At 63.3% G+C, this 21,655-nt stretch carries 18 protein-coding genes; 10 read left to right on the top strand and 8 right to left on the bottom strand.

All coding sequences use genetic code 11. From position 1 onward, the window contains the following. Nucleotides 1-128: 128 nt before the first annotated feature. Nucleotides 129-1,175: a class I SAM-dependent methyltransferase gene (locus HG549_RS12120; protein ID WP_170029722.1), complete on the bottom strand. Its 1,047-nt coding sequence runs from the start codon at nt 1,173-1,175 to the stop codon at nt 129-131. A 119-nt stretch (nt 1,176-1,294) separates the two neighbouring features. Next, nucleotides 1,295-2,158, bottom strand: a complete 864-nt coding sequence (locus HG549_RS12115; RefSeq protein WP_170029721.1) for a type 1 glutamine amidotransferase domain-containing protein — start codon at nt 2,156-2,158, stop codon at nt 1,295-1,297. 116 nt (nt 2,159-2,274) lie between these two features. Here HG549_RS12115 and HG549_RS12110 point away from each other — a divergent pair, with 116 nt between their 5' ends. The 8 genes from HG549_RS12110 to HG549_RS12075 all read left to right on the top strand — a co-directional run bounded on the left by HG549_RS12110 (nt 2,275) and on the right by HG549_RS12075 (nt 10,394). Continuing rightward, nucleotides 2,275-3,210: a LysR family transcriptional regulator gene (locus HG549_RS12110; protein WP_170029720.1), complete on the top strand. Its 936-nt coding sequence runs from the start codon at nt 2,275-2,277 to the stop codon at nt 3,208-3,210. Between the two features lie 48 nt (nt 3,211-3,258). Further along, nucleotides 3,259-4,596: a UDP-glucose/GDP-mannose dehydrogenase family protein gene (locus HG549_RS12105; RefSeq protein ID WP_170029719.1), complete on the top strand. Its 1,338-nt coding sequence runs from the start codon at nt 3,259-3,261 to the stop codon at nt 4,594-4,596. Next, nucleotides 4,584-5,558, top strand: coding sequence for an NAD-dependent epimerase/dehydratase family protein (locus HG549_RS12100; RefSeq protein ID WP_170029718.1), 975 nt, complete (start codon nt 4,584-4,586; stop codon nt 5,556-5,558). Before HG549_RS12105 ends, HG549_RS12100 begins: the two co-directional genes overlap by 13 nt. 33 nt (nt 5,559-5,591) lie before the next feature. Beyond that, the gene (locus tag HG549_RS12095; RefSeq protein ID WP_170029717.1) at nt 5,592-6,335 is read left to right on the top strand and encodes a glycosyltransferase family 2 protein; all 744 of its coding nucleotides are present in this window, start codon (nt 5,592-5,594) and stop codon (nt 6,333-6,335) included. Further along, complete coding sequence (locus HG549_RS12090; RefSeq protein WP_170029716.1) at nt 6,332-6,604, top strand: lipid-A-disaccharide synthase N-terminal domain-containing protein; 273 nt, start codon at nt 6,332-6,334, stop codon at nt 6,602-6,604. Before HG549_RS12095 ends, HG549_RS12090 begins: the two co-directional genes overlap by 4 nt. Before the next feature lie 24 nt (nt 6,605-6,628). Then, nucleotides 6,629-8,164, top strand: a complete 1,536-nt coding sequence (locus tag HG549_RS12085; RefSeq protein ID WP_372241575.1) for an ArnT family glycosyltransferase — start codon at nt 6,629-6,631, stop codon at nt 8,162-8,164. Nucleotides 8,165-8,334: 170 nt separating this feature from the next. Further along, the gene (locus HG549_RS12080; protein ID WP_170029714.1) at nt 8,335-9,555 is read left to right on the top strand and encodes a putative DNA modification/repair radical SAM protein; all 1,221 of its coding nucleotides are present in this window, start codon (nt 8,335-8,337) and stop codon (nt 9,553-9,555) included. Next, nucleotides 9,546-10,394 (top strand): TIGR03915 family putative DNA repair protein, encoded by an 849-nt coding sequence (locus tag HG549_RS12075; protein WP_170029713.1) that lies wholly within the window; start codon nt 9,546-9,548, stop codon nt 10,392-10,394. Before HG549_RS12080 ends, HG549_RS12075 begins: the two co-directional genes overlap by 10 nt. A gap of 71 nt (nt 10,395-10,465) precedes the next feature. Here the strand turns inward: HG549_RS12075 and HG549_RS12070 are convergent, their stop codons facing one another. From HG549_RS12070 to icmH, 6 genes are read right to left on the bottom strand one after another with little or no spacing between them, the layout of a single operon-like run. After that, nucleotides 10,466-10,723, bottom strand: coding sequence for a PAAR domain-containing protein (locus HG549_RS12070; protein ID WP_170029712.1), 258 nt, complete (start codon nt 10,721-10,723; stop codon nt 10,466-10,468). Beyond that, nucleotides 10,720-11,535, bottom strand: a complete 816-nt coding sequence (locus HG549_RS25955; protein WP_256666115.1) for a DUF6708 domain-containing protein — start codon at nt 11,533-11,535, stop codon at nt 10,720-10,722. Before HG549_RS25955 ends, HG549_RS12070 begins: the two co-directional genes overlap by 4 nt. After that, complete coding sequence (locus tag HG549_RS12060) at nt 11,532-14,759, bottom strand: T6SS effector BTH_I2691 family protein (protein ID WP_170029711.1); 3,228 nt, start codon at nt 14,757-14,759, stop codon at nt 11,532-11,534. The genes HG549_RS25955 and HG549_RS12060 overlap by 4 nt, the downstream gene beginning before the upstream one ends. Next, nucleotides 14,756-15,679, bottom strand: coding sequence for a hypothetical protein (locus HG549_RS12055; protein ID WP_170029710.1), 924 nt, complete (start codon nt 15,677-15,679; stop codon nt 14,756-14,758). The genes HG549_RS12060 and HG549_RS12055 overlap by 4 nt, the downstream gene beginning before the upstream one ends. Beyond that, nucleotides 15,679-17,757 carry a type VI secretion system Vgr family protein gene (locus HG549_RS12050; RefSeq protein ID WP_170029709.1) on the bottom strand — a complete coding sequence of 693 codons (2,079 nt, stop codon included), beginning with the start codon at nt 17,755-17,757 and terminating at the stop codon, nt 15,679-15,681. Before HG549_RS12050 ends, HG549_RS12055 begins: the two co-directional genes overlap by 1 nt. A gap of 15 nt (nt 17,758-17,772) precedes the next feature. Further along, complete coding sequence (icmH, locus tag HG549_RS12045; protein WP_170029708.1) at nt 17,773-18,654, bottom strand: type IVB secretion system protein IcmH/DotU; 882 nt, start codon at nt 18,652-18,654, stop codon at nt 17,773-17,775. 226 nt (nt 18,655-18,880) lie between these two features. Here icmH and treS point away from each other — a divergent pair, with 226 nt between their 5' ends. Both treS and HG549_RS12035 read left to right on the top strand, forming a co-directional pair. Then, nucleotides 18,881-20,947 carry a maltose alpha-D-glucosyltransferase gene (gene treS, locus HG549_RS12040; protein ID WP_170029707.1) on the top strand — a complete coding sequence of 689 codons (2,067 nt, stop codon included), beginning with the start codon at nt 18,881-18,883 and terminating at the stop codon, nt 20,945-20,947. A gap of 81 nt (nt 20,948-21,028) precedes the next feature. Continuing rightward, on the top strand, nt 21,029-21,655 hold the full coding sequence (locus HG549_RS12035) for a riboflavin synthase subunit alpha (protein WP_170029706.1): 627 nt from the start codon (nt 21,029-21,031) through the stop codon (nt 21,653-21,655).

The raw sequence follows: 21,655 nt of genomic DNA, 5'->3' as shown, positions 1-21,655 counted from the left end.
TCTCGGCGCCTGTAGGAGCGGCTTCAGCCGCGATCACCGGCACAGCCGGTGCCATCCACGCGCCGCCTGCTTCGCAGATAAATCCGCTCCGACAAATGACGATGCTGACTTGCCAGCGAGTAGCCTCCCTATTTCCGGGCCTCGAGAATCAGGTTGAAGGGTGTCTGCGTCGCCCGCCGGAACCGGCTGAACCCAGCCTCCTCGAACACCGCACGCAAGCGCGCCTCCCCAGCTTGGGCGCCCAGCCCCAAGCCCACCTCCTGGGATAACGAGTTCGGTGTGCAGATGAACGTCGAGGCGGCATAGAACAAGCGCCCGACCGGCGTCAGGTTGCCCTCCAGCGAATCTTCGGCATAGGGTTCCACCAGCATCACCGTGCCGTCCGCCTTCAACGCGCGGTAGGCATGTTTCGCCGCGCCCACCGGGTCCCCCATGTCGTGCAGGCAATCGAAGAAGCACACCAGGTCATAGTCATGCCCCGGATAGTCCTTGGCGCTGGCCTGCTGGAATGTCACCCGCCCCACCAACCCCGCTTCCCGTGCGCGTTCGTTGGCCGTGGTGATGGAAGGCCCGTGGTAGTCGTAGCCAATGAAAGTGGAGGCCGGAAATGCCTCGGCCATGACCAGCGTCGAAGCACCATGCCCGCAACCGACGTCAGCTACCTTGGCACCCGCCTGCAACTTGGCAACCACGCCCTCGAGCGCCGGTAGCCACTCCGACACCAGGAAAGTGCGGTAACCCGGCCGGAAGAACCGCTCGGTGCCGCTGAACATGCAGGGGTGATGGTCACCCCAGGCCAGCCCACCGTCGCCGCGCATTGCCGCAACCAGTTTGTCCTTGTCATGGAACAGTGCCGCCACTACCGCCGCGCCACCGGCCATGTAGGCCGGGGAATCTTCCAGCGCCAGGGCCATGGCCTGTTCTTCGGGCAATACGAAGCGGCCCTGGTCATGCACCATGTAGCCCGACGCGGCCTGGGCGTTGAGCCATTCGCGTACCAGCCGCGGGTGGCAGCCGGTCTTTGCCGCCAGTGCCTCAGGGGTGGTCGGCTGGCTATCGGCCATGGCCCGGTACAACCCCAGTTCGTCGCCGAGTATCACATTGGCCAGGGTCGCCGCCGCGCCCATGTCGCCCACCAGCTTGCCCATGAAATCGTGAAGCCTTGCCTCGTCCATGACCTGCCCTCCTCTGCAAGAAGGCCATCGCCAGCGAGGGACGTCCGCTCCAGGAAGGCGGTGGTCGATTGGGTGGTGTTGGCCTGGCGAGCGTTAGCCGGTGCAGGCCACCTATAAGTTTAGATGCCCTGTCCGGGGCGCTGTGGCTGTTCGGCCAACTTTTCCAGCAGCGCCTTGGCCAGGATCTTGTCCGAGAACGGGTTCTGCCCGGTAATCAGTTCGCGGTCCACCACCACGTTGGGTTGCCAGGCCTTGGCGTAGCTCATGTCACCACCTGCGATCGCCATGGCACCCGCCGGGTAGAACAACAGGCGCTGGCCCTTGAGCGAACCCTCGAATACCTGCTCTTCCGGGTCGGAGAAGATGGTCATCCGGTAGCCCTGGTACAACCAGTCAGTGGCTGCAGGCTTGTCGCCACGTGCCAGCGCGGCCTGATAGCCTGCCGGGTCCTGCTGGGCCGAGAGCAAGGCGATGGGGCCGTGGCAGATGGCCGCGGTAGGTTTGCCAGCCTGGTGGAAATGCCGCAGCAAGGCGCCCACCTCCGGGTTGTTGGCCAGGTCGATCAACGGCGCATGGCCGCCGGGAATGAACAGCCCGGCATAACGGCCCAGATCGCCTGCCAGCACCTCCTTCACCGACAGGGTATCGTCGATGCCCGGCAGGCCTTGGACGACCCTTTCGATCCGCTTCATCTCGGCCGCATCGCCGGCAAAATAGCTCGGATCGATCGAACGCGGGTCGACGCTTGGGGCATTGCCCCTGGGCGTTACCAGGACCAGCTTGTAACCAGCCTTGAGTAACTGGTCGGCTGGCACGCCGAACTCGTTGAGGTAGTAACCGGTGGCGTAGCGCTTGCCGTCCTGCAACGGCAGCTGGTGCTCGCTGGACAACAGCACCAGCACCTCGCCCTTGGGCGCGGCCTGGGTGCCAGCAGCGAGCAGGGTGGCAGCCACGGCAAGGGCAAGCCTGGACATCTGGATCATGCAGCAATCTCCTCGATCAACCCATGGGCCATCGTACAGGGCGGCCCGATGCGCTCATGCTAGTGGCCAGGCTATGATTCGATAATTCGAAAGCTTGCATGCCTGTAATCCAGAAAATGAATATCGCCAGCAAAGACTTCAACCTGCTGTACCTGTTCCATGTGCTGTATCAGGAACGCAATGCCACCCTCGCCGCCCAGCGCATGGCGCTGAGCCAGCCTGCGCTCAGCCACAAACTCAACAAGCTGCGCCATCAGTTCGGCGACCCCTTGTTCGTACGCGCGCCCCGCGGCCTGACGCCCACGCCGCGCGCCCATGAACTGGCCCCCCAGGTGGAACGCCTGGTGATGAGCCTGGAAGGTTTCTATGAACGTTGCGAAGGCCAGGACTTTCTCGCCCGCCCTGCCCGGCTGCACCTGTACAGCACCGATTATGTCGAACAGACCCTGTTACCCAGGCTGCTGCCGCTGCTGCGCAGCCAGGCACCGAACCTGACCCTGGTTACCCACAACACCCGTGGCCAGCTACCCCGCGAAGCGCTGGAGAAAGGCACCTGTGACCTCGCCGTTGCCGGCTTCTATACCGACCTGCCGGACACCTTCCACCAGCAGCGCCTGCTCGACGAACAACTGGTCGTATTGGCGTCACGCAGCCATCCAGGCCTGGGCAAGGGCCTGGACCTCGACACCTTCCTCGCCTGCGACCATCTGCTCACCACCCTCACCGGCGACCTCGACGGCCTGGTCGACCGCGCGCTACGCAGCCAAGGCAAGCAGCGACGGGTGGTAGCTGGCTTGTCCAGTTTCATCGCCCCGGCGCGCTTGCTGCGCGGCACCGACTTGCTGCTGACCTGCCTGCGCTCGCTGGCCGTCGAAGCCAGCGCGCGCGATGACGACCTGGTGATGTACCCGCTGCCGTTGGCGCTGCCGGTCATCGAGGTGATGCAGATCTGGCACGAGCGCACCCATGCCGATCCCCTGCGGCGGTGGTTCCGCCAGCAGCTCTGGGCGGTCGCCCAGCAAGCGGCGATCAGTACGGGTAACAATTCCTAAACAACAATGTGACATTTTTTTTCAGCTTTCTCGCCAAGGAGCTGTCAAATGAAGGTCACGGTTTTCGGTACCGGTTATGTTGGCCTCACCCAGGCAGTGTGCCTGGCCCAGGTGGGGCATTCGGTGTTGTGCATGGATGTCGACGCCGCGCGGGTCGCCACCCTCAATGAAGGCCACTGCCCGATTTTCGAGCCCGGCCTGGCGCCAATGCTGGCGAACAACCTGGCTTGTGGTCGGCTGCGCTTCACCACCGACGCCAGTGAAGCGGCCAACTATGCCAGGTTGCAGTTCATCGCGGTCGGTACCCCGCCACAGGCCGATGGCAGCGCCGACCTCAGGCACGTGTTCGCCGTGGTCGATAGCATCCTCGAACACGCCGACGACCCCAAGGTGATCGTCAACAAATCCACCGTCCCGGTCGGCACGGTGCAGCGCATCAAGGCGCGCATCGCCCAGGCCGTGGCCGACACTCGCCGCTTCCAGGTCATCAGCAACCCCGAGTTCCTCAAGGAGGGCTCGGCCGTGGACGATTGCATGCGCCCGGAGCGCATCATCATCGGTGGCGCGGAACCTGCCGAGGTGGAGCTGCTGCGCGAGCTGTACCTGCCGTTCAGCCGCAACCGCGAAAAGCTCATGGTGATGGACGCGCGCAGCGCCGAGCTGACCAAGTACGCGGCCAACTGCATGCTGGCAACCAAGATCTCGTTCATCAACGAAATCGCCAACCTGGCCGAGCACCTGGGCGCCGACATCGAGATGGTGCGCCGCGGCATCGGTTCGGACCCGCGCATCGGCTACGACTTCATCTATGCCGGCTGCGGTTTCGGCGGCTCGTGCTTCCCCAAGGATTTGCAGGCCCTGCGCCGCAGCGCCGAGGCCGAAGGCTTCGAGCCGCAGCTGCTGCGTGCGGTTGAGGCGGTCAACGAGCGGCAAAAGGGCCGGCTGTTCAGCAAGATCCAGCGCCATTACCCAGGTGGCCTGCGAGGCAAGGTGTTCGCCCTGTGGGGGTTGTCGTTCAAGCCCAACACCAACGACATTCGCGAAGCCTCCAGCCGGGTGCTGCTGGAAGCATTGTGGGCTGCCGGTGCGCGGGTACAGGCGCATGATCCACAGGCCATGGACGAGATCCAGCGGCACTATGGCACGCGCCGCGACCTGCGCCTGGTGCCCTGCAAGGACGATGCGCTACGCGGCGCCGATGCCTTGGTGATCGTTACCGAATGGCAGGATTACCGCGTGCTCGACCTGGACAAGGTGCTCCAGCAATTGGCCGACCGCGTGGTATTCGACGGGCGCAACCTGTTCGAGCCGGAGCACATGGCCGCCGCTGGCCTGACTTACTACGGCATCGGCCGTGGCCAGGGGCAACCCGCATGCCCGTACTGATTACCGGCGTGGCCGGCTTCATCGGCTACCACGTTGCGCGGCGCCTGTGCGAGGCGGGCATCGAGGTGGTCGGCATCGATAACCTCAACGCCTACTACAGCGTCAAGTTGAAACTGGCACGCTTGCAGCAGCTGTTCGACTTCGCCAACTTCCGCTTCCATACCCTCGACATTACCCGCCCGGCAGAGCTGCAACAGGTGTTCGCCGCGCAGCCGTTCAGTGAAGTGATCCATCTGGCGGCGCAGGCCGGGGTGCGTTATTCGCTGGACAACCCCGGTGCCTATGGCCAGGCCAACCTGGTGGGTTTCCTCAATATGCTCGAGGCCTGCCGCCAGCAGCCACCACGCCACTTCATCTATGCCTCCAGCAGTTCGGTGTACGGTGCCAACGCCAAGCTGCCGTTCAGCGTCGACGACCCGGTCGAGCAACCACTGTCGCTGTACGCCGCCAGCAAACGCGCCAACGAGCTGATGGCACACAGCTATGCCCACCTGTACCAGCTGCCGACGTCCGGGCTGCGTTTGTTCACCGTCTATGGGCCCTGGGGCCGCCCCGACATGGCCCTGTTCACGTTTACCCGGGCCATCCTCGAAGGCCGGCCGATCGCGGTCTACAACAACGGCCTGATGGCGCGCGACTTTACCTATATCGACGACATCGTCGAAAGCATCGTGCGCTTGCGCCTGAAGCCGCCACAGCCGGCCGAGGGGCTACCGCCCTGCCAGTTGTTCAACATCGGCCGCGGCCAGCCGGTACGGCTGCTGCAGTTCGTCGAATGCCTGGAGGATGCCTTGGGCACCAAGGCGCAGCGTGACTACCTGCCGCTGCAACCCGGCGACGTGCTGCAAACCTGGGCCGATGTCGACGCCCTGGCGCGCTGGATCGGCTACACCCCAGGCACCTCACTGGCGCACGGCGTCAATGCCTTCGTCGCCTGGTACCGGGATTACTACCAGGTCTGAACCGCACCACCACAACAGGATCACAGGCGCCCCATGACAGCCCCACTTGAGTTATCGGTACTGATTCCCGCCAGGAACGAGGCCGACAACCTGCCGGCACTGCTGCAGGAAATCCGCGCGGCACTGGCAACCCTGGACTACGAAGTAGTGGTGGTCGATGACGGCAGCAGCGACCACACCCTGAGCGCCCTGCAACAGGTGAAGAACCAGGGCTACCCGCAATTGCGCATCCTCCGCCACGCGCACTCGCTGGGCCAGAGCACTTCACTGTGGCACGCCGCCGAAGCGGCGCGCGGCCAGTGGCTGGCCACCCTTGACGGCGATGGGCAGAACGACCCGGCGGATATCCCCGGCATGCTGGCACTCGTACGCGCCAACCCGCACCTGGCAGGCAACCTCAAGCTGGTGGCCGGGCACCGGGTCAACCGCCGTGACAGCGCCAGCAAGCGCTGGGCCTCGCGCCTTGCCAACGGCCTGCGCAGCCGTCTGCTCGGCGACGCGACGCCTGACACTGGCTGCGGGCTGAAACTGGTCGAACGCGCGGCCTTCCTGCGCCTGCCCTACTTCGACCATATGCACCGCTTCATTCCGGCGCTGATCCTGCGCCACAACGGCCGCATGCTGGTGCACCCGGTCAACCACCGGCCACGTCAGGCCGGGGTGTCCAAGTATGGCAACCTGGACCGCGCCCTGGTTGGCATTCTCGATTTGTTCGGGGTCTGGTGGCTGATCCGCCGTACCCGCCTGGACACGCGCCCGCGGGAGCTCGAAGGATGACCCGTGAAAGCTTGTGGCTGATCGTCGGTTTCGCCGGCCAGGCCGTGTTCACCGGGCGCTTCGTACTGCAGTGGCTGTACAGCGAGTTCAAGCGCCGCAGCCTCATCCCGGTGGGCTTCTGGTACCTGAGCATGCTCGGCAGCGCATTGCTGCTGGCCTACGCCATCTATCGCCAGGACCCGGTGTTCATCATTGGCCAGAGCTTCGGTTTGCTGGTCTACCTGCGCAACCTGCAGCTGATCGCCCGTCATCCGCAACAGAAGGAATAGCCCGTGCCAAGGTTCGACTCGCTCATGGCCGAACGCCTGGCCCTGATGGCCCTGGCGCTGCTGCTGGTGGGTGCAGGTATCGGCTGGCGCCAGCCGATGAATGTGGATGAGGAGCGCTTCCTCGGCGTTGCCCTGGAAATGCTGCACAGCGGCCACTGGTTCATCCCGCACCGGGCGGCAGAAATCTATGGTGACAAGCCGCCGCTGTTCATGTGGACCGTAGCCCTCTTCGCCAACCTGACCGGCGCGCCCAGCATCGCCCTGTACCTGCCCGGACTGTTATCGGCAGCGACCATCACCTGGGTGCTGCACGACCTGGGGCGGCGCCTGTGGAACCGGCGTGTCGGGGTGATCGCTGCTCTGCTGTTCCTGGCGACCTACCAAAGCTACAGCATCCTGCGCACCGGCCAGATCGACAGCTTCCTGTGCCTGTGGGTGGCGCTGGGCCTCTATGGCCTGTTGCGCCACCTGCTGCTGGGGCCGGCCTGGGGCTGGTTCTACCTGGCTTGCGCGGCGATGGGCCTGGGTATCATCAGCAAGGGCGTGGGCTTTGTCCCAGCGCTGGTACTGCTGCCGTATGCCTGGGCGGTGCGCCAGCATTGGCACGGCGTGGTGGTGATGCCCGGCCAGGCCCGGCGCTGGAGCCTGGGCTTGTTATGCCTGCTGGCCGGTTGCGCGGTGTGGCTGTTGCCGCTGCTGGTGTCGATTGCCCAGGGAGGCGGCGCGGCAGAACTGGCCTACCTGAAGGAAATCCTGCTGCGCCAGACCGCCAGCCGCTATGCCAATGCCTGGGACCACCGTGAGCCGTTCTGGTACTTCTTCGTCAAGGTCATCCCCAAGTACTGGCTGCCGCTGGTGCTGGCCTTGCCCTGGCTGGTACCGGCCTGGTATCGGCAACTGCACAAGCGCGACGGGCGCTTTCTGTTGCTGCTCGGCTGGGTAGCGCTGGTGCTGTTGTTCTTCAGCCTCAGCAGCGGCAAGCGCAAGCTGTATATCTTCCCGGCGCTGCCGGGCCTGGTGCTGGCCATCGCGCCATTGCTGCCCTGGCTGCTCAAGCGCTGGCTACGGCGCCGGCCAGCCTGGCGCAAGGGGTTCACCGCCATAGCGCTGGCCTGGTTCGCGCTCTGGTTCGCGCGCGGCTGGGTCGAGCCAGTGCAGGAAGGCCGCAACCCCCATGACAGCTTGATGAGCGAAGCTGCGCGCGTTACCCGCGGAGCCGAACTGGTGCTGGTCGACTGGCGCGAAGGGCATTGGCTGTTCGCCCGCCAACCTATCGTGCATTTTGGCTTCAGCGGCCAATCCAGGGCAGATGCGGCCGCCTACTGGCTACGCCATCACCCCACAACCTACGCCTTGGTGCCGGCCACGGCGCTGGGCCGCTGCTTCAGCGCCGACAAGGCGCGCAGGCTCGGCGAAACCTCGCGCGCCGAGTGGTATGTGGTTGGCGCTGATGCCGACACTGGCCAATGCCAATCGGCAGCACCCGGCCATGTCTATCACTTCAGCTGGGCGAGCCCTGCCGATAGCCAGCCAGCGTTGCACAGCCCGCCGCTACCCTAGGGCGCAGCGACGCTTGCAGGAGCATTGAGCGCCCACGCCTTCTGCGCCCGCTTCAGGTGGCCGTTCGGACGAGTGCCACAGGACGCGATGATTTGCCTGAACTTTAAATGCACTTGCAATCTGCGCCTTCTCAAAATACTGTATGAATATTCAGTATAGGGTGTGGTCCCATGCAACTCATTGCCAAACTCGGCATCCTCGCCGACGCTGCCAAATACGACGCCTCCTGCGCCAGTAGCGGCGCGCCCAAGCGCAATTCGCGGGGTGGTGATGGCCTGGGGGCGACCAACGGCATGGGCATCTGCCACAGCTACACCCCCGACGGCCGCTGCGTGTCGCTGCTCAAGGTGCTGCTGACCAATTTCTGCCTGTACGACTGCCAATACTGCGTGAACCGCCGCTCCAGCAACGTGCCCCGGGCCCGTTTCACCCCCGAGGAAGTGGTGCGCCTGACCCTGGATTTCTACCGGCGCAATTGCATCAGCGGCCTGTTTCTCAGTTCCGGCATCATCCGCTCGGCCGACTACACCATGGAGCAGTTGATCCGCGTGGCACGGCTGTTGCGCGAGGAACACCACTTCCGCGGCTACATCCACCTCAAGACCATCCCCGATGCCGACCCGCTGTTGATCGAACAAGCCGGTCGCCTGGCCGACCGCCTCAGTGTCAACATCGAACTGCCCACCGACGCCAGCCTGAAGCGCCTGGCGCCGGAAAAGCAGGCGCACACCATTCGCCAGGCCATGGGCGTCATCCACCAGGGCCAGCAAGCCGTGGCCAACGAACCCAAGGCTCCGCGCTTCACTCCCGCCGGGCAGAGTACCCAAGTGATCGTTGGTGCCGACAATACCGACGACAGCACCCTGCTGCGCAATGCCGAGTCGCTGTACCAGGGCTACGGCCTCAAGCGCGTGTACTACTCCGCCTTCAGCCCGATCCCCGACAGCCCGGGCAGCGTGCCGTTGGCGGCACCGCCGCTGCTGCGCGAACACCGGCTGTACCAGGCCGACTTCCTGTTGCGTGGTTATGGCTACCAGGCCGGGGAACTGCTCGGCCAGGGCGATAACCTGGCATTGGACATCGACCCCAAGCTGGCCTGGGCACTGGCCAATCGTGAGGTCTTCCCGCTGGATGTGAACCGCGCAGAACCGGCACTGCTGGCGCGCATCCCGGGTATCGGCCTGCGTAGCGTACAGCGCCTGGTCGCGTTGCGACGCGAGCGGCGCATTCGCTATGACGACCTGATCCAGCTGCGTTGTGTACTGGACAAGGCGCGGCCGTTCATTGTCACCAGCGACTACCGCCCGGCCCAGGCCGAACTGCGCAGCGGCCTGTTGCGAGCCCGTCTACGGGAGCCACAGGCACCGGTACAGATGGGGTTGTGGGGATGATCGCGCTGGACTGCGATGACCTGTTCGCAACCTGGCGTGAGCAGGCGCGCGTACTTTTGGGGCATGGTATCGACCCTGCGGAGGTCACTTGGTCGCAGGGGCCGATGGCTGACTTGCTGGCCGTACCCACTCCGCTCCCGGAAGGCCCCGGTCCTTTCCGGGCCAAGGTACCGGCGCCGCTGCTGACCCTGCTGGAACAGGCCGCCCGCTACCGTGGCGAGCAACGCTGGAACCTGCTGTACGAGGTGCTCTGGCGTGTGGCCCACGGCGACCGCACCGCGATGCTGGCAGGGGATCGGCTAGGCAGCGAACTGCACCGGCGGATCAAGCAGGTCAGCCGCGAGGCGCACCACCTGCACGCCTTTGTCCGCTTCGTGCCATTGCCGGAGGCCTTGGCGACCCACCTGCAGCTGGACCTTGTGGCTTACCACGAGCCGGCCCATGACATCCTTGAAAGCGCCAGCCCGCACTTCGCCGACCGCCTGGGGCGCCTGCGTTGGTTGATCGCCACCCCGCGCGATGGCATACGCTTCGACGGCCAGGCGTTCGAATACCACCGGCAGTGCCCCGAAGCCTGGCGCCACTGGGCGCGCAACGCCGATGACCCGGGTGCCGAGCTATGGCGCACCTATTACCGCCATACCTTCAACCCTGCCCGCCTCAATCCCGATGCGTTACGTCTGCACATGCCGGGAAGGTTCTGGCGACACTTGCCGGAGGGCATGCTGATACCCCAGCTCGAAGGCCTGGCACGCCAGGGCAAGCAACGCGACGGCCAGGCGCTGGAAGTGGCAGCGCAGGCTGGCAAACAAATCAGCAAGCCAACACGGTCGGTGTAGGAGCGGGCTCGCCCGCGAAACAGGCGGCACGGTGGTTGGGTTGCCACAAGTCCCCGGGCAAGCCGTCAGCGTCAATCCAGCATCCAGCCCGCATCGCCCTCTTCCAGCACGCCACCGTGGTCGGTTCGATCCCCCTTGCGCGCCACGGCTGCACCTTCAATCAGAAAGTTCGCGGCACCGCTGATTATTACAGCGCCACACGTGGTGCGGTCCCCCACTCTGGCAACCGGCCTGCCATTGAAGGTGTATGCGGAACTGCCGCTTTCCACCTGGTTGCTGCCATGCAGCGGGCAGACATGCCGATGGCCTACGAGTATCACGGGTTTCATCGGGCCTCACCTTCACACGGGGCAGTACGGGATTCACGGTCAATGTCTTGCGGCCAAAGAACCTTTGGTGCAAGGCAATGCATGTGGCTCAGGCCATCGTCATCGTTCCAGTCACGGGGTGGATGGACGAACTTCGGCAGCGCTTCAGGGCCTTGCTGCATGAACAGCCGGGCGATGGCCCAGTAGGCTTCGCCGTGGCGGAGGTCATGGGTGAAGAACACGCGGTCGATGACTTCGTTGGTGTCTGGGTTGCGGACCGACAGCATGACGTTTTCGATCAGGCCACCGTGGCCGGGGGCGTAGACTCGGTAGACTTCGGCGGTTACGTCGTCCCAGTTGTAGGCGACCGGTTTGACGCCCCAGTGTTTGCGGCTGAACAAATAGATGTAGTGGAATCTGAATTGATAGAGATAGATTTTGCGTCGCAAACGGTTGAAGCGGATGGGTTCGTCCCGTGGGAGCAGCAGGTCCATCTTTACATATGTCGCAGTAGCCCACATGCCAACCAGAAGCGCTAGCGATACGAGGATGTCAACGACCCAATTATCCGACCAGTAGACATCTACAAACCTCCAGTGCATGTAGATAAATGCAACTATAGAAAAAGCCAGGATCGGCCCACCTGTCAGTACTGCGATGCCACGCAAACTGACAGTGGCTCGGGGAAGTTCTAGGAATACATCGTCACAATAGTTTGGCGACGGATCTATATCCTCAAAGCTTAAGCGTGGAACTGCATCCGAACCAACGTCAGGCAGATCATAACTCCAACACAAAGCCCGCTCCGAAAGAATCCCGGACTTATTTTTCATTCATTGACTTCCTTGATGCAGACCTCAACATACGCATCTGGCATCCTTCTATCTGGCCAATAACTCACCAGCAATGTTGCGGCTCTAATTGTATGCGACCCAATAGACGTCGTCAGCTCTAACGTCCCAGTGGTTTCCAGCCAAGTCGTTGCGAGGTCACCTGAGCCTGACGTCTGTCGATTTCTATTCAACGAAAATTCACTTTTATAGTCAGGCTGACGTGGCTTGGAAAAGTCGGAAAATTTCGAGGATGGCGCGAGCGCCTCAATCGAGACAGCTTGATGCTCTTCTACCAACAGTGTCTCACCACCAATGAAATCGGGGAAGGTCCCGTCACCTTGACGATGCACTATTACAACCCAACGAAAAGCCGAGTGCTCGTCATTATATTTAGGTAATACGATTTGGAATTTAAGTTTGCGTTCTAACTCGACATTGACTAGGCCGCCTATCTTAGAACCCGCTGGATCGTTCGAGCGTTTGGATTCAAAGTGGATCCCCGCACGCATGCCGAGCGTAGCCGCATTAAGCTCTGCAAATGCAATGTCTGCATATTCAGGAGAAGCCCAATGTACAGCAGGCTTTTCGTCAGCCTTCCCAAAACAGCAACGTCGCGCCCACCGTTCAAACGCAGTAGATTCGCTTTCGTCAGCTGACTTGGCCAGGGCGTAAGCAATAAGTGCCAGTGTTATAGCCAGACCTAAAGGGCCTAACAGTGCGGGCTTAAATACTGCATAGACAAACATGCCGGTTGAGGAAGAGTACGCAAGGCCTGCAAATGAATAATATGCCTCTGATAGTTTATCCCCAGTTGCTCGTGCACGTTTAGCCGCGGAAAATGCTTGTGCCGTGTCAAAGACCCCAGCTATCGCACTTATGATGGCACCGAATTTTATCAGCGACACTCCAGTACCTGACGCACTTTTAGCCCACGGTTTGCCAATATGCTGGGTACTTGCCCTCAAAATGAGCCCCACCAGCTCAATTTGCCCTCCCAACACGCCCAACTGAGATCCTTGCAACGCCAACTTGGCCTCATGCGCCTTCGGCCCAACTTCCTCTTCCGCCTTTTCCTGATTCCTACCCAGGCTGTCCTGCTGCAGATACAACCCACCTATCGCCAGCAGGAGTTCCCAGCTGCCAGCCACCCCGCGCAACCCGGAAAACCCAGTCCTTACCAATCGCGCCGCCTGCTGCGAGGTGATCTTCATCCCGTGCAACAACCTGCGCGCATCGCTTTCCAACGTCCCCGCCGCCACCGAGATATCCACCAGGGCAAGCTGCGCCGCGCTGCTCGCCTGGTTCACGCCCATGCTGGCTTCCTTGAACAACCGCCCATGCACCTCTTCGGCGGTGCCCTCGACCCAAACCGTCACGCTGATCATCGTGTGGGTGAAGCGCGGGTCGAGCACGGCCAGGCTCATCAGCCCGTGCTGGATGATCGGCCGCACCTTGCGCATCGACTTCATCGAGCCAAACTCGAAATCGTCAATGTTGCGCTGCATCCGGTCCCGCGCCGCGGCGATGGAGGCATTGGCCTTGTGCTGCATTTCCCGTAGGTGCTGGCTCTGCAGGGCGTAGTACTCGCCCAGCTTCATCTTCACTTCCAGCTCGATCAGCTGCACGCCGTTGTAGAGATACTGCGTGGCGCTGTTCAGATGCTGCACGGCTTTCTGGATGCCAGGCGACAGGCAGGGCGCCAGCCGCTGACTGGCCGCGTTGAGCGCGCTTTGCGTTTCGGCGATGGCCTGCTTGAGGGTCGTGCGCAGGCGCAAGCCGGCGTCGTCGCTGGCAATGATCTTGCTCAACATCGCGTAGAGTTTGTCGCTGTCATTCCAGTTGATGCCGTCACCCGCGGCGAAGCTCGGCAGCAGCCCGGCCAGCAACGCCCGGTCGCGCATCAGCAAGGCGCGGTAGGGTGGGCTGTCAGCGTCCTGCAGCCATTTCAGCCAGAGTGCCTCGCTGGTTCCGGCGGCGGGAATACGCGGCTCGGTGGCCGGCACCATGGCTTCGGTAACGCCTCCGCCTAGGCACAGCGCCAGGGTCTTGGCATACGCCACGCCGGACTCACGGTCGTTACCGTCGTAGTCGTACGCCTCGACCACCTGGAACATGGGCGTATCGAACAAGGCAACGTACGCCTGCGCGTCCTGGTCGATGTAACGCTGAAACTCGCCTTCCTGCTGGTCGTAAGCCGCCTGGAACGCCGCGCGCTGCGGTTCGTGGTAGCGTTGTTCAAGCCGCTCGTCACTCTCCTGCTGCTTCCGCTCGACCAACTGTTGTCGCGTGACTGTCGGGTCGGTGAACACCGGCGGGGCATCACCGGTCATCGGTTCCAGCGACGGCACTTCCTGTGCGGCCCGTTCCCTGTTGGTGGCACGAATGATCTGCAGGATCTGCGAGGTCTGCAGCTGATAGGCCCGCATCGGCTCTTCGCGCCAGGCCTGGCGCTTCAGTACCCAGTTCAGGCGTTGGTGGTTGTACTCCTGGATCAGCCCGACGGTGTCGTCGAGCACCACCGCCAACACGCCGTTTTCCAGCTGGTGGCGGTTCATCGCATTGATCAGGTAGCCACGCAAGGCGAACCGGCGCAGCCAGCGGCTATGGAAACCGTGCGCGCTGTCGAACGGTGAACACGCCTGCTGTGCGTACTCGAATACCTGCTGGTCGACCCCAGGCTTGTCGGGCGTCATGGCGATGCCCAGCAGTTCGGGATGGTTGCGCGCCTGGCTCAGGTCCAGCCCTTCGAAGCGTTGCGCCGGTGCCTGGCCCCGCTTGTAGGCGTTCAGCACACTGACCGGCCAGGCGTCGCTGGAAAAGGCCAACCAGGCGCTGCTGTATCGATCGGTATCGATGTTGAGAAAGGCCGAGGGTATGTCGTGGTCTTCATGCACACACTTTTCCGGCAGGGGTGCTGGCGGGCCATCCGGTGGCTCGTACGGGTTGAAGCGGCGCAAATGGCCCTGTGCACTGACGGCGTAGGCCTGCCAGACCTGCTGGTCAAGCAGCACGTACAGGTAGCCCATGCGCAAGGTGCGCAAGCCGATCTTGGTCGAAACATGCAGGTTATCCGCCACGGTGACGACACACTCGGGGCGGGTGTCTGGCACCAGCGCGCGGCGCAGCGGCAGGATCGGCAGGCCCTGCCGTTCACAAGACATGCACTGGTCGTGCGGCAGGCCGGCTTCGGCCGCGGCGATGGCGATGCGTTGACTGATGCTCATGGGTGACTCTCGGATGTCGGCAGGGATTCGGTCAGGCGGCGCCACTGCTCCTCGGAGTAACACGCCAGTGCAGGCGCAAGGGGGCGTTGTTGCCGAACGACCGAGTTGATCAGTTCGCGAACCGCAGCAACGTGGTGCAACCGGGGATGAATACACAGCTGATGGAGGGCAAAAACCACGATGTCCTCCGCTTTGCTCAACCCCAGCGCCCGCGCATCATCGATGTGGTTCGAGGCACGCACGGCGGCAAACGGCGGGATCGGACATGGGTAGGCGTCGCTCGCCTGCGCCTGCAACGCTCTCCAGATGCCCAGAACGCGCTCCACCAACACCACATCGTCCTGGATCCGCTGGGCAGGCGCTGGCAGGGGATGACGCTGCTTATCCTGCCCTTTCAGGTTGACCAGCCGTCCTCCACTGCTGAGGAACAACCATTTACCGATCGGCCACCACGGACCTTGCTCAACCTGCCGGTAGGTCGCTGCGAGCAACTCCAGGCGAACCGGTTCGTAGACCGGATAGAAACTGAATGCCCCTTGGGCATCGGGCACCCGGCACAACGCCGCGAGATGCGAAGCGAGGGTCGCCGATGGCGCCTCACTGAAGAGCCAACCGCACAGGTAGCGCCGGCGCTGATACAAACCCTTCTGCGCAGCCCGCGCTGTCTGTTCCAGCAATGAACGACTGGGCGTGGTTCCAGGCATGGCCAGGCAAACCAGTACGGGATGCAAGTGGTGCGCATGGGCCAGGTCCGCCCGGGGCACGTAGGTCAGTGCATGTTCGCCCAAAGCGCTGCGCAGCTGCGCAAGCAAGGCATGGTCCCCATTGCCAGCGATTGCAAGCGGGTCGATCAGCACATGGCAATGCAGATGGGGCTCGTGCTGTATTTCAATGAGGCTGGCCAGGCCTTCGGTGCCCATCAGAGCTGGCCCTCGCATTTGTCGCTGGCGTTCGGCGTCAGCAACAGTGACTGGGCGTCGCCGGTGCCGTTGGCTACCGCCGTGGTTTGCCCCTGCAGGTCGAGCGCCCGCCCATTGAGGCTGATGCCATGCTCATCCAGGATGATGCTGCCACCCGCGGTTCTGAACTCGATACGTTCACTGGCCCGCAGCTGATAGACCGTCGTGTGGTACTCCATGCCCTGCCCGACGGTGACCTTGTGCATACCTTTGACGACAAGTTCGCTGTCCTTGCCGACAGAGACCTGCTGATTGCCTCCCGTTGACTCGCTTCGGTTGTTGCCGACCTTCTCGAGCAGGTCCTGCTTGACGTCCTTGCTGCAGGTTTGCCCGATAAACCGCGTATGATCGCGGCCGATTGCCTGGCAGCAGTCATTGCCGATGGCCAGTTGCTCGTCATGCCCAACTTGCTCGACACGGTTGCGCCCGACATGCGTGGTCTCATCATTGCCGACCACATTGTTCTGGTCCCGCTGGGCATGGATGAACACTTCCTCCTTGCCCAGCTCGTCCTCGAAACGCAGCTCGTTGAAACCGTTCCCCTTGTGGGTCTGGCTCTTGATGGTCATGCGCGTCTTGTGCCGCGGCAGGTCATAGGGTGGCAACTGATCGCCACAGTAGGTACGCCCAATGATCAGCGGCTGGTCGGGGTCGGCGTTGACGTACTGGATGATCACGTCCTGGCCGATGCGCGGGATCGCCATCGAGCCCCAGCTACCGCCCGCCCAGCCCTGCGACACGCGCACCCAGCAGGAACTGAATTCGTTGTCCTTGCTCTCCCGGTCCCAGGGGAAGCTCACCTTGACCCGCCCCCATTCGTCGCAATAGATCTCCTCACCAGGCGGGCCGACGACGGTGGCCATATGCGGGCCGTCGATACGCGGTTTGGCCAACGGTGCCGGGCGCCATTCACTTCTTCCCGGCACCAGCACCGCTGCCTGCTGGTAGCGCGTGCCCTGCTCACTGCCAGCAGCCTCCTCCTGCAGGCTGGTGACCTGAATGCCCTCGTGGTGCACGCTGATCGTGCGCCAATGCACATTCAGGTCCTCGCGAGGGTGTTCGACGAGGGTGAAGCTCAACCCCGGCTGCAGGCGCACATCGTCACCCTCCACCTCGGCAAGGCGGGCGTCATGGCGCAGGGCCGTGAGGCGGGTGGCGGTGAAAGGGGCACCGACCGCATCGCGCTTGTAGCGGCCTGGGTAGTCGAAACGCTCATAGCTCAGCGACTGATGGGTGATGCTGCTGTCACTCGCGCGATGCTCCTGACGGTACTGCGGGTTGGTGAAGGTGTAATCCCGCTGCACCTGCTTCGCGGTGCGTACCTGCTCGCTGTAGCGCAGGCCCCACAGGCACGGGCGTGCCTGATCGCCGCCGCGGTTGGCGCGGTACAGCACTTGGTCGCGGCCGATGTCATCCGTTTCGTGAAACCCTTCGTCATCGTCATCCGGCTTGATGATGCCGAGGCTGATCGTCCCCAGCCCCAACAGCCGATCGGTGATGACCAGCAGGTGGTGCTCCGGCGTGTGTTCGAAGCGGTAGACAAACCCCTCCTCGGCGGCCAGGCGGGCGATGAAATCGAGGTCGGTTTCACCGGCCTGGACACAGAACTCACGCGCCTGATGGGCGCCGAAACTCTTGATTTCGAAGCGGCTGATGCCCTGGCGCTGGAGCATCAGTTCGAGAATCTGCGGTACGCTTTGCTGCTGGAAGATGCGCCAGTTCGAGCGTAGCCCGGCACGTGCCAGCACGGGTTCGACCAGCGCACGGTAACGGGTGCGGGAAAAGCCTGTGTCGCCCTGGCTGAAGCTGCTGACCAGACCGTGCACATAACGTAGCGGACGTTGCCCACGCCAGAGGGTGAACAGCGCCGGTTTGTCGAGCAACGCGCCGAAGTCGACGTCGCTGTCGAAACTGATCAGCTCCAGCTGCAGTTGGAACGGTGCGCTGAGCGCTTCGTCGAGTTCGAACGAAACCACTTCGAACTCAAGCCGGCTCGCCAGCGGCTGGAAGGTAAAGTGCAACTCGGATTGGCTAGGCATGCAGGTTACCCCTGGCTAAGGCTGCAGGATGATGCTGTCGAGCGACTCCAGGACCTCGCCGGTGATCAGGCCCAGGCGATAGCTGTAGTAGCAGTAGGCGCACACCATGGCGACGACAGAGACCACCAGCGGGCTCCACCAGGGCCAGGGCCAGGTCCAGCGCCGCCGGCGACAGGGGCGATAGACAACGTTGGTGTAGGGGTCGCACACCCTTTCCGGGCTGGGACCACGCAGGTCGCGCAGTACCTTGTGCATCCGCGAGATCAGCGTATTGATCAGCTCATCGCCCTTGGGATCGAGCGCGTACTTGCCTTTCAGGCCCAGGCAAAGGCAGAAATACAGAAACTCCAGGACATCCTGGAACTCTGCGGGCGACTGCAGCATCCGCTCCAGCAACACGAAGATCTTCTCGCCGCCGTGGGTTTCGTGGTGGAACACACTCAACAGCGGCTCATGGCTCCAGCACGAATTGCAGCCCCAGGGGCGGCTCATTACCGCCTCGTCCAGGTACAGGCACAGTGCGTAGGAGTAGACTTCGAGATGCGCAGCGGCATAGCCGTGCTGCTGCATTTCCTCGCGAATGACGCTGACCTGCGTTTGCAGGGTCTGGTGCAGGTATTCGATGTTTGGCAGGTCATCCAGGGTGCGCAGGCGAATGACCAGGCCGAACAACGGGTTCGCCGCGTCGAGCATCAGGTTGTCAAAGTGGCCGCGTAGCTGGAATTCAGGGTCGGCCGGGTAACCTGCCAGTTCGGCCGGCGCGCCACGGTTGGCCAGATAGGGCGACGCCCTTTCCCATCTGGCCTCGAGCCTGGCGTGCAGGCTGTTCTCCGTGACGTCGTGAGCGTACTTGGCGGCCACGGTTTCGGCGGAGGGATTGGCGTGTGGCCGGGGCATGAGAGGTCCTTGTCCTACAGCAGACTGAAGGCATGCACGCTATCGTGGAAGCCATTCTGTGAGAAATCAGGGCCCTCCCAAGAGGTTGTAGGACCTTTCGACTGGCCGGTTTCCCGGACATGGGTACCCGCCCCAACGCGTCACCTGCAACGAACGCAACCAAGTGAAACGTTCCGCCTGCAAAGCCGTCATAACCTGAGCCGGTGACACGCAATGAGGAGGCGCAATGACCCAGCCCGACCCGTCCTATGTCAAATGGCTCGAAGACCGCGCCATGCTCCAGGCCTCGCAGCAACGTACCCGCCTGTATTCAGGCCAGTCGCGCCTGTGGCAGCAGCCTTATGCCGAAGCCCAGCCGCGCCGGGCCATCGAGATCGCCTCGGTCTGGCTGACCGTCTACCCCGACGCCATCATCGCCCCCGAGGGCGGTTCGGTACTCGGCACCCTGGCCCACGAGGCGTTGTGGAAGCGCCTGTCGGAGATCGGCATACAGGGCCTGCACACCGGGCCGATCAAGCAGTCCGGCGGCCTGCAGGGCCGCCAACTGACGCCCAGCGTGGACGGTAACTTCGACCGCATCAGCTTCGACATCGACCCGCTGTACGGCAGCGAGCAGGAGCTGGTCCAGATGAGCCGCATGGCCGCCGCACACAACGCGGTGACCATCGACGACCTGATCCCCTCGCACACCGGCAAAGGCGCCGACTTCCGCCTCGCCGAGCTGGCCCATGGGCCCTACCCGGGGCTCTACCACATGGTCGAGATCCGCGAGGAGGACTGGCCGTTGCTGCCGGAGGTCCCTGCCGGACGCGACGCGGTCAACCTGCTGCCGGCACAGTGCGACGAACTCAAGGCCCGGCACTATATCGTCGGCCAGCTGCAACGGGTGATCTTCTTCGAGCCAGGCGTGAAGGAAACCGACTGGAGCGCCACGCCGCCGGTGACCGGGGTGGACGGCAAGACGCGGCGCTGGGTATACCTGCACTACTTCAAGGAAGGCCAGCCGTCACTGAACTGGCTGGACCCGACCTTCGCCGCCCAGCAGATGATCATTGGCGATGCCCTGCATGCCCTGGACTGCCTGGGCGCGCGCGGCCTGCGCCTGGATGCCAACGGTTTCCTCGGCGTGGAAACGCGCGCCAACGGCACCGCCTGGTCGGAAAGCCACCCACTGTCGCTGGTCGGCAACCAGCTGATTGGTGGCATGATCCGCAAGGCTGGTGGCTTCAGCTTCCAGGAACTGAACCTGACGCTCGACGACATCGCGCAGATGTCCAGGGGCGGTGCCGACCTGTCCTATGACTTCGTCACCCGGCCCGCCTACCAGCACGCGTTGCTGACCGGCGACACCGAGTTCCTGCGCCTGATGTTCAAGGAAATGCACGCGTTCGGCATCGACCCCGCCTCGCTGATCCATGCCTTGCAGAACCACGATGAGCTGACCGTGGAACTGGTGCATTTCTGGACCCTGCACGCGCATGACATGTACCTGTACAAGGGCCAGACCTTGCCTGGCGGCATCTTGCGCGAGCATATCCGCGAGGAAATCTACGAACGCCTGTCCGGCGAACATGCGCCCTACAACCTGCGCTTCGTCACCAATGGCATCGCCTGCACCACGGTCAGCCTGATCGCCGCGGCACTGGGCATCCGCGACCTTGAGCAGATCGGCCCGGCAGAGGTCGAGCTGATCCAGAAGGTGCACCTGTTGCTGGTCATGTACAACGCCATGCAGCCGGGCGTGGTGGCGCTGTCCGGCTGGGACCTGGTGGGCGCCCTGCCCTTGCCCGCCGAAGCGGTGGCAGAGCGGATGATGGATGGCGATACCCGCTGGATTCACCGCGGCGGTTACGACCTGGCCGGGCTCGCCCCCCAGGCCGAGGCATCGGTGCGTGGCCTGCCGCGGGCGCGGGCGCTGTATGGCAGCCTGGACAGCCAGCTGGAAAACGGCGATTCGTTCGCCTGCAAGGTGAAAAAGCTGCTGGCGGTGCGCCAGGCCTATGGTATCGCCAGCAGCCGCCAGCTGCTGGTACCCGACGTCAGCAGCCCCGGGTTGCTGGTGATGGTGCATGAGCTGCCGGCCGGGCGCGGCATCCAGATCAGTGCGCTGAACTTTGGCCGGGAAGTGATTGCCGAGCAATTGCAACTGACCGGGTTCACCCCGGGGCCGGTGGTGGACATGATCAACGAGACGGTCGAGGGTGACCTGACCGAGGACGGGCGCTTGACGGTGAACCTGGACCCGTACGAGGCGCTGTGCCTGCGCATCGTCAACAGCAGCGGGCATGTCTGAACAGGGCTGGCCGGTCTTGCATTTAGCGCTCCACGGGCATAGCGTTCGAAAGTTTTCTTTCTCTGTGTCCAGGAGCATCCCATGTACACCGGCATCGTCCAGGCCGTCCGCCCTCTGCTTGATGTGACCAGCTACCCGGGCCACAACCAGTTCACCATCGACCTCACCCCGGAGCTGCTCGACGAGCTCAAGATCGGCGCCAGCGTCAGTGTCGAGGGGACTTGCCTGTCGGTCACCGCAATCGACGGCAGCCGGGTCAGGTTCGATGCCATGACCGCCACCCTCGAGCGCACCAACCTGCGCTTCTTCAAGGCTGGCCAAGGCGTCAACATCGAACGTTCTGCGAAAATGAACGCCGAAGTCGGCGGCCACCTGATGGCTGGGCACATCGCCACCACTGCCGAAATCGTCGAGCTGTCGATCCAGCCGACCGGTGCCTTCATCCGCTTCCGCATGCCCGCGCAATGGGGCAAGTACGTGTTCCCGCGCGGCTTCATCGGGGTCAACGGCTGCAGCCTGACGGTCGCCGATGTCGAAGACAACGTGGTGACCATCAACCTGATCCCGGAAACCCTGCGCCAGACCACCTTCGCCCGTTACCAGGCCGGGGAACTGCTGAATATCGAGGTCGACCACCAGACCATGGTGCTGGTGGACGTGGTAGAACGCACCATCAAGAGCACCCTCGCTCGCGAATTGCCCCGCTGA

This window comes from Pseudomonas sp. SK (genome assembly GCF_012975065.1).
GTDB lineage: Bacteria > Pseudomonadota > Gammaproteobacteria > Pseudomonadales > Pseudomonadaceae > Aquipseudomonas > Aquipseudomonas anuradhapurensis.
Note: the sequence above shows the minus strand (reverse complement) of the source record. Positions and strands in the feature narration are given on the sequence as shown.

Coding starts and splice junctions, on each gene's coding strand:
- HG549_RS12050 (WP_170029709.1), bottom strand. CDS start 17,757: ATGCCTAGCCAATCCGAGTTGCACTTTACCTTCCAGCCGCTGGCGAGC.
- HG549_RS12085 (WP_372241575.1), top strand. CDS start 6,629: ATGGCCGAACGCCTGGCCCTGATGGCCCTGGCGCTGCTGCTGGTGGGT.
- HG549_RS12105 (WP_170029719.1), top strand. CDS start 3,259: ATGAAGGTCACGGTTTTCGGTACCGGTTATGTTGGCCTCACCCAGGCA.
- HG549_RS12115 (WP_170029721.1), bottom strand. CDS start 2,158: ATGATCCAGATGTCCAGGCTTGCCCTTGCCGTGGCTGCCACCCTGCTC.
- HG549_RS12090 (WP_170029716.1), top strand. CDS start 6,332: ATGACCCGTGAAAGCTTGTGGCTGATCGTCGGTTTCGCCGGCCAGGCC.
- HG549_RS12120 (WP_170029722.1), bottom strand. CDS start 1,175: ATGGACGAGGCAAGGCTTCACGATTTCATGGGCAAGCTGGTGGGCGAC.
- HG549_RS25955 (WP_256666115.1), bottom strand. CDS start 11,535: ATGAAAAATAAGTCCGGGATTCTTTCGGAGCGGGCTTTGTGTTGGAGT.
- HG549_RS12055 (WP_170029710.1), bottom strand. CDS start 15,679: ATGGGCACCGAAGGCCTGGCCAGCCTCATTGAAATACAGCACGAGCCC.
- HG549_RS12080 (WP_170029714.1), top strand. CDS start 8,335: ATGCAACTCATTGCCAAACTCGGCATCCTCGCCGACGCTGCCAAATAC.
- HG549_RS12070 (WP_170029712.1), bottom strand. CDS start 10,723: ATGAAACCCGTGATACTCGTAGGCCATCGGCATGTCTGCCCGCTGCAT.
- HG549_RS12110 (WP_170029720.1), top strand. CDS start 2,275: ATGAATATCGCCAGCAAAGACTTCAACCTGCTGTACCTGTTCCATGTG.
- HG549_RS12035 (WP_170029706.1), top strand. CDS start 21,029: ATGTACACCGGCATCGTCCAGGCCGTCCGCCCTCTGCTTGATGTGACC.
- icmH (WP_170029708.1), bottom strand. CDS start 18,654: ATGCCCCGGCCACACGCCAATCCCTCCGCCGAAACCGTGGCCGCCAAG.
- HG549_RS12060 (WP_170029711.1), bottom strand. CDS start 14,759: ATGAGCATCAGTCAACGCATCGCCATCGCCGCGGCCGAAGCCGGCCTG.
- HG549_RS12100 (WP_170029718.1), top strand. CDS start 4,584: ATGCCCGTACTGATTACCGGCGTGGCCGGCTTCATCGGCTACCACGTT.
- treS (WP_170029707.1), top strand. CDS start 18,881: ATGACCCAGCCCGACCCGTCCTATGTCAAATGGCTCGAAGACCGCGCC.
- HG549_RS12095 (WP_170029717.1), top strand. CDS start 5,592: ATGACAGCCCCACTTGAGTTATCGGTACTGATTCCCGCCAGGAACGAG.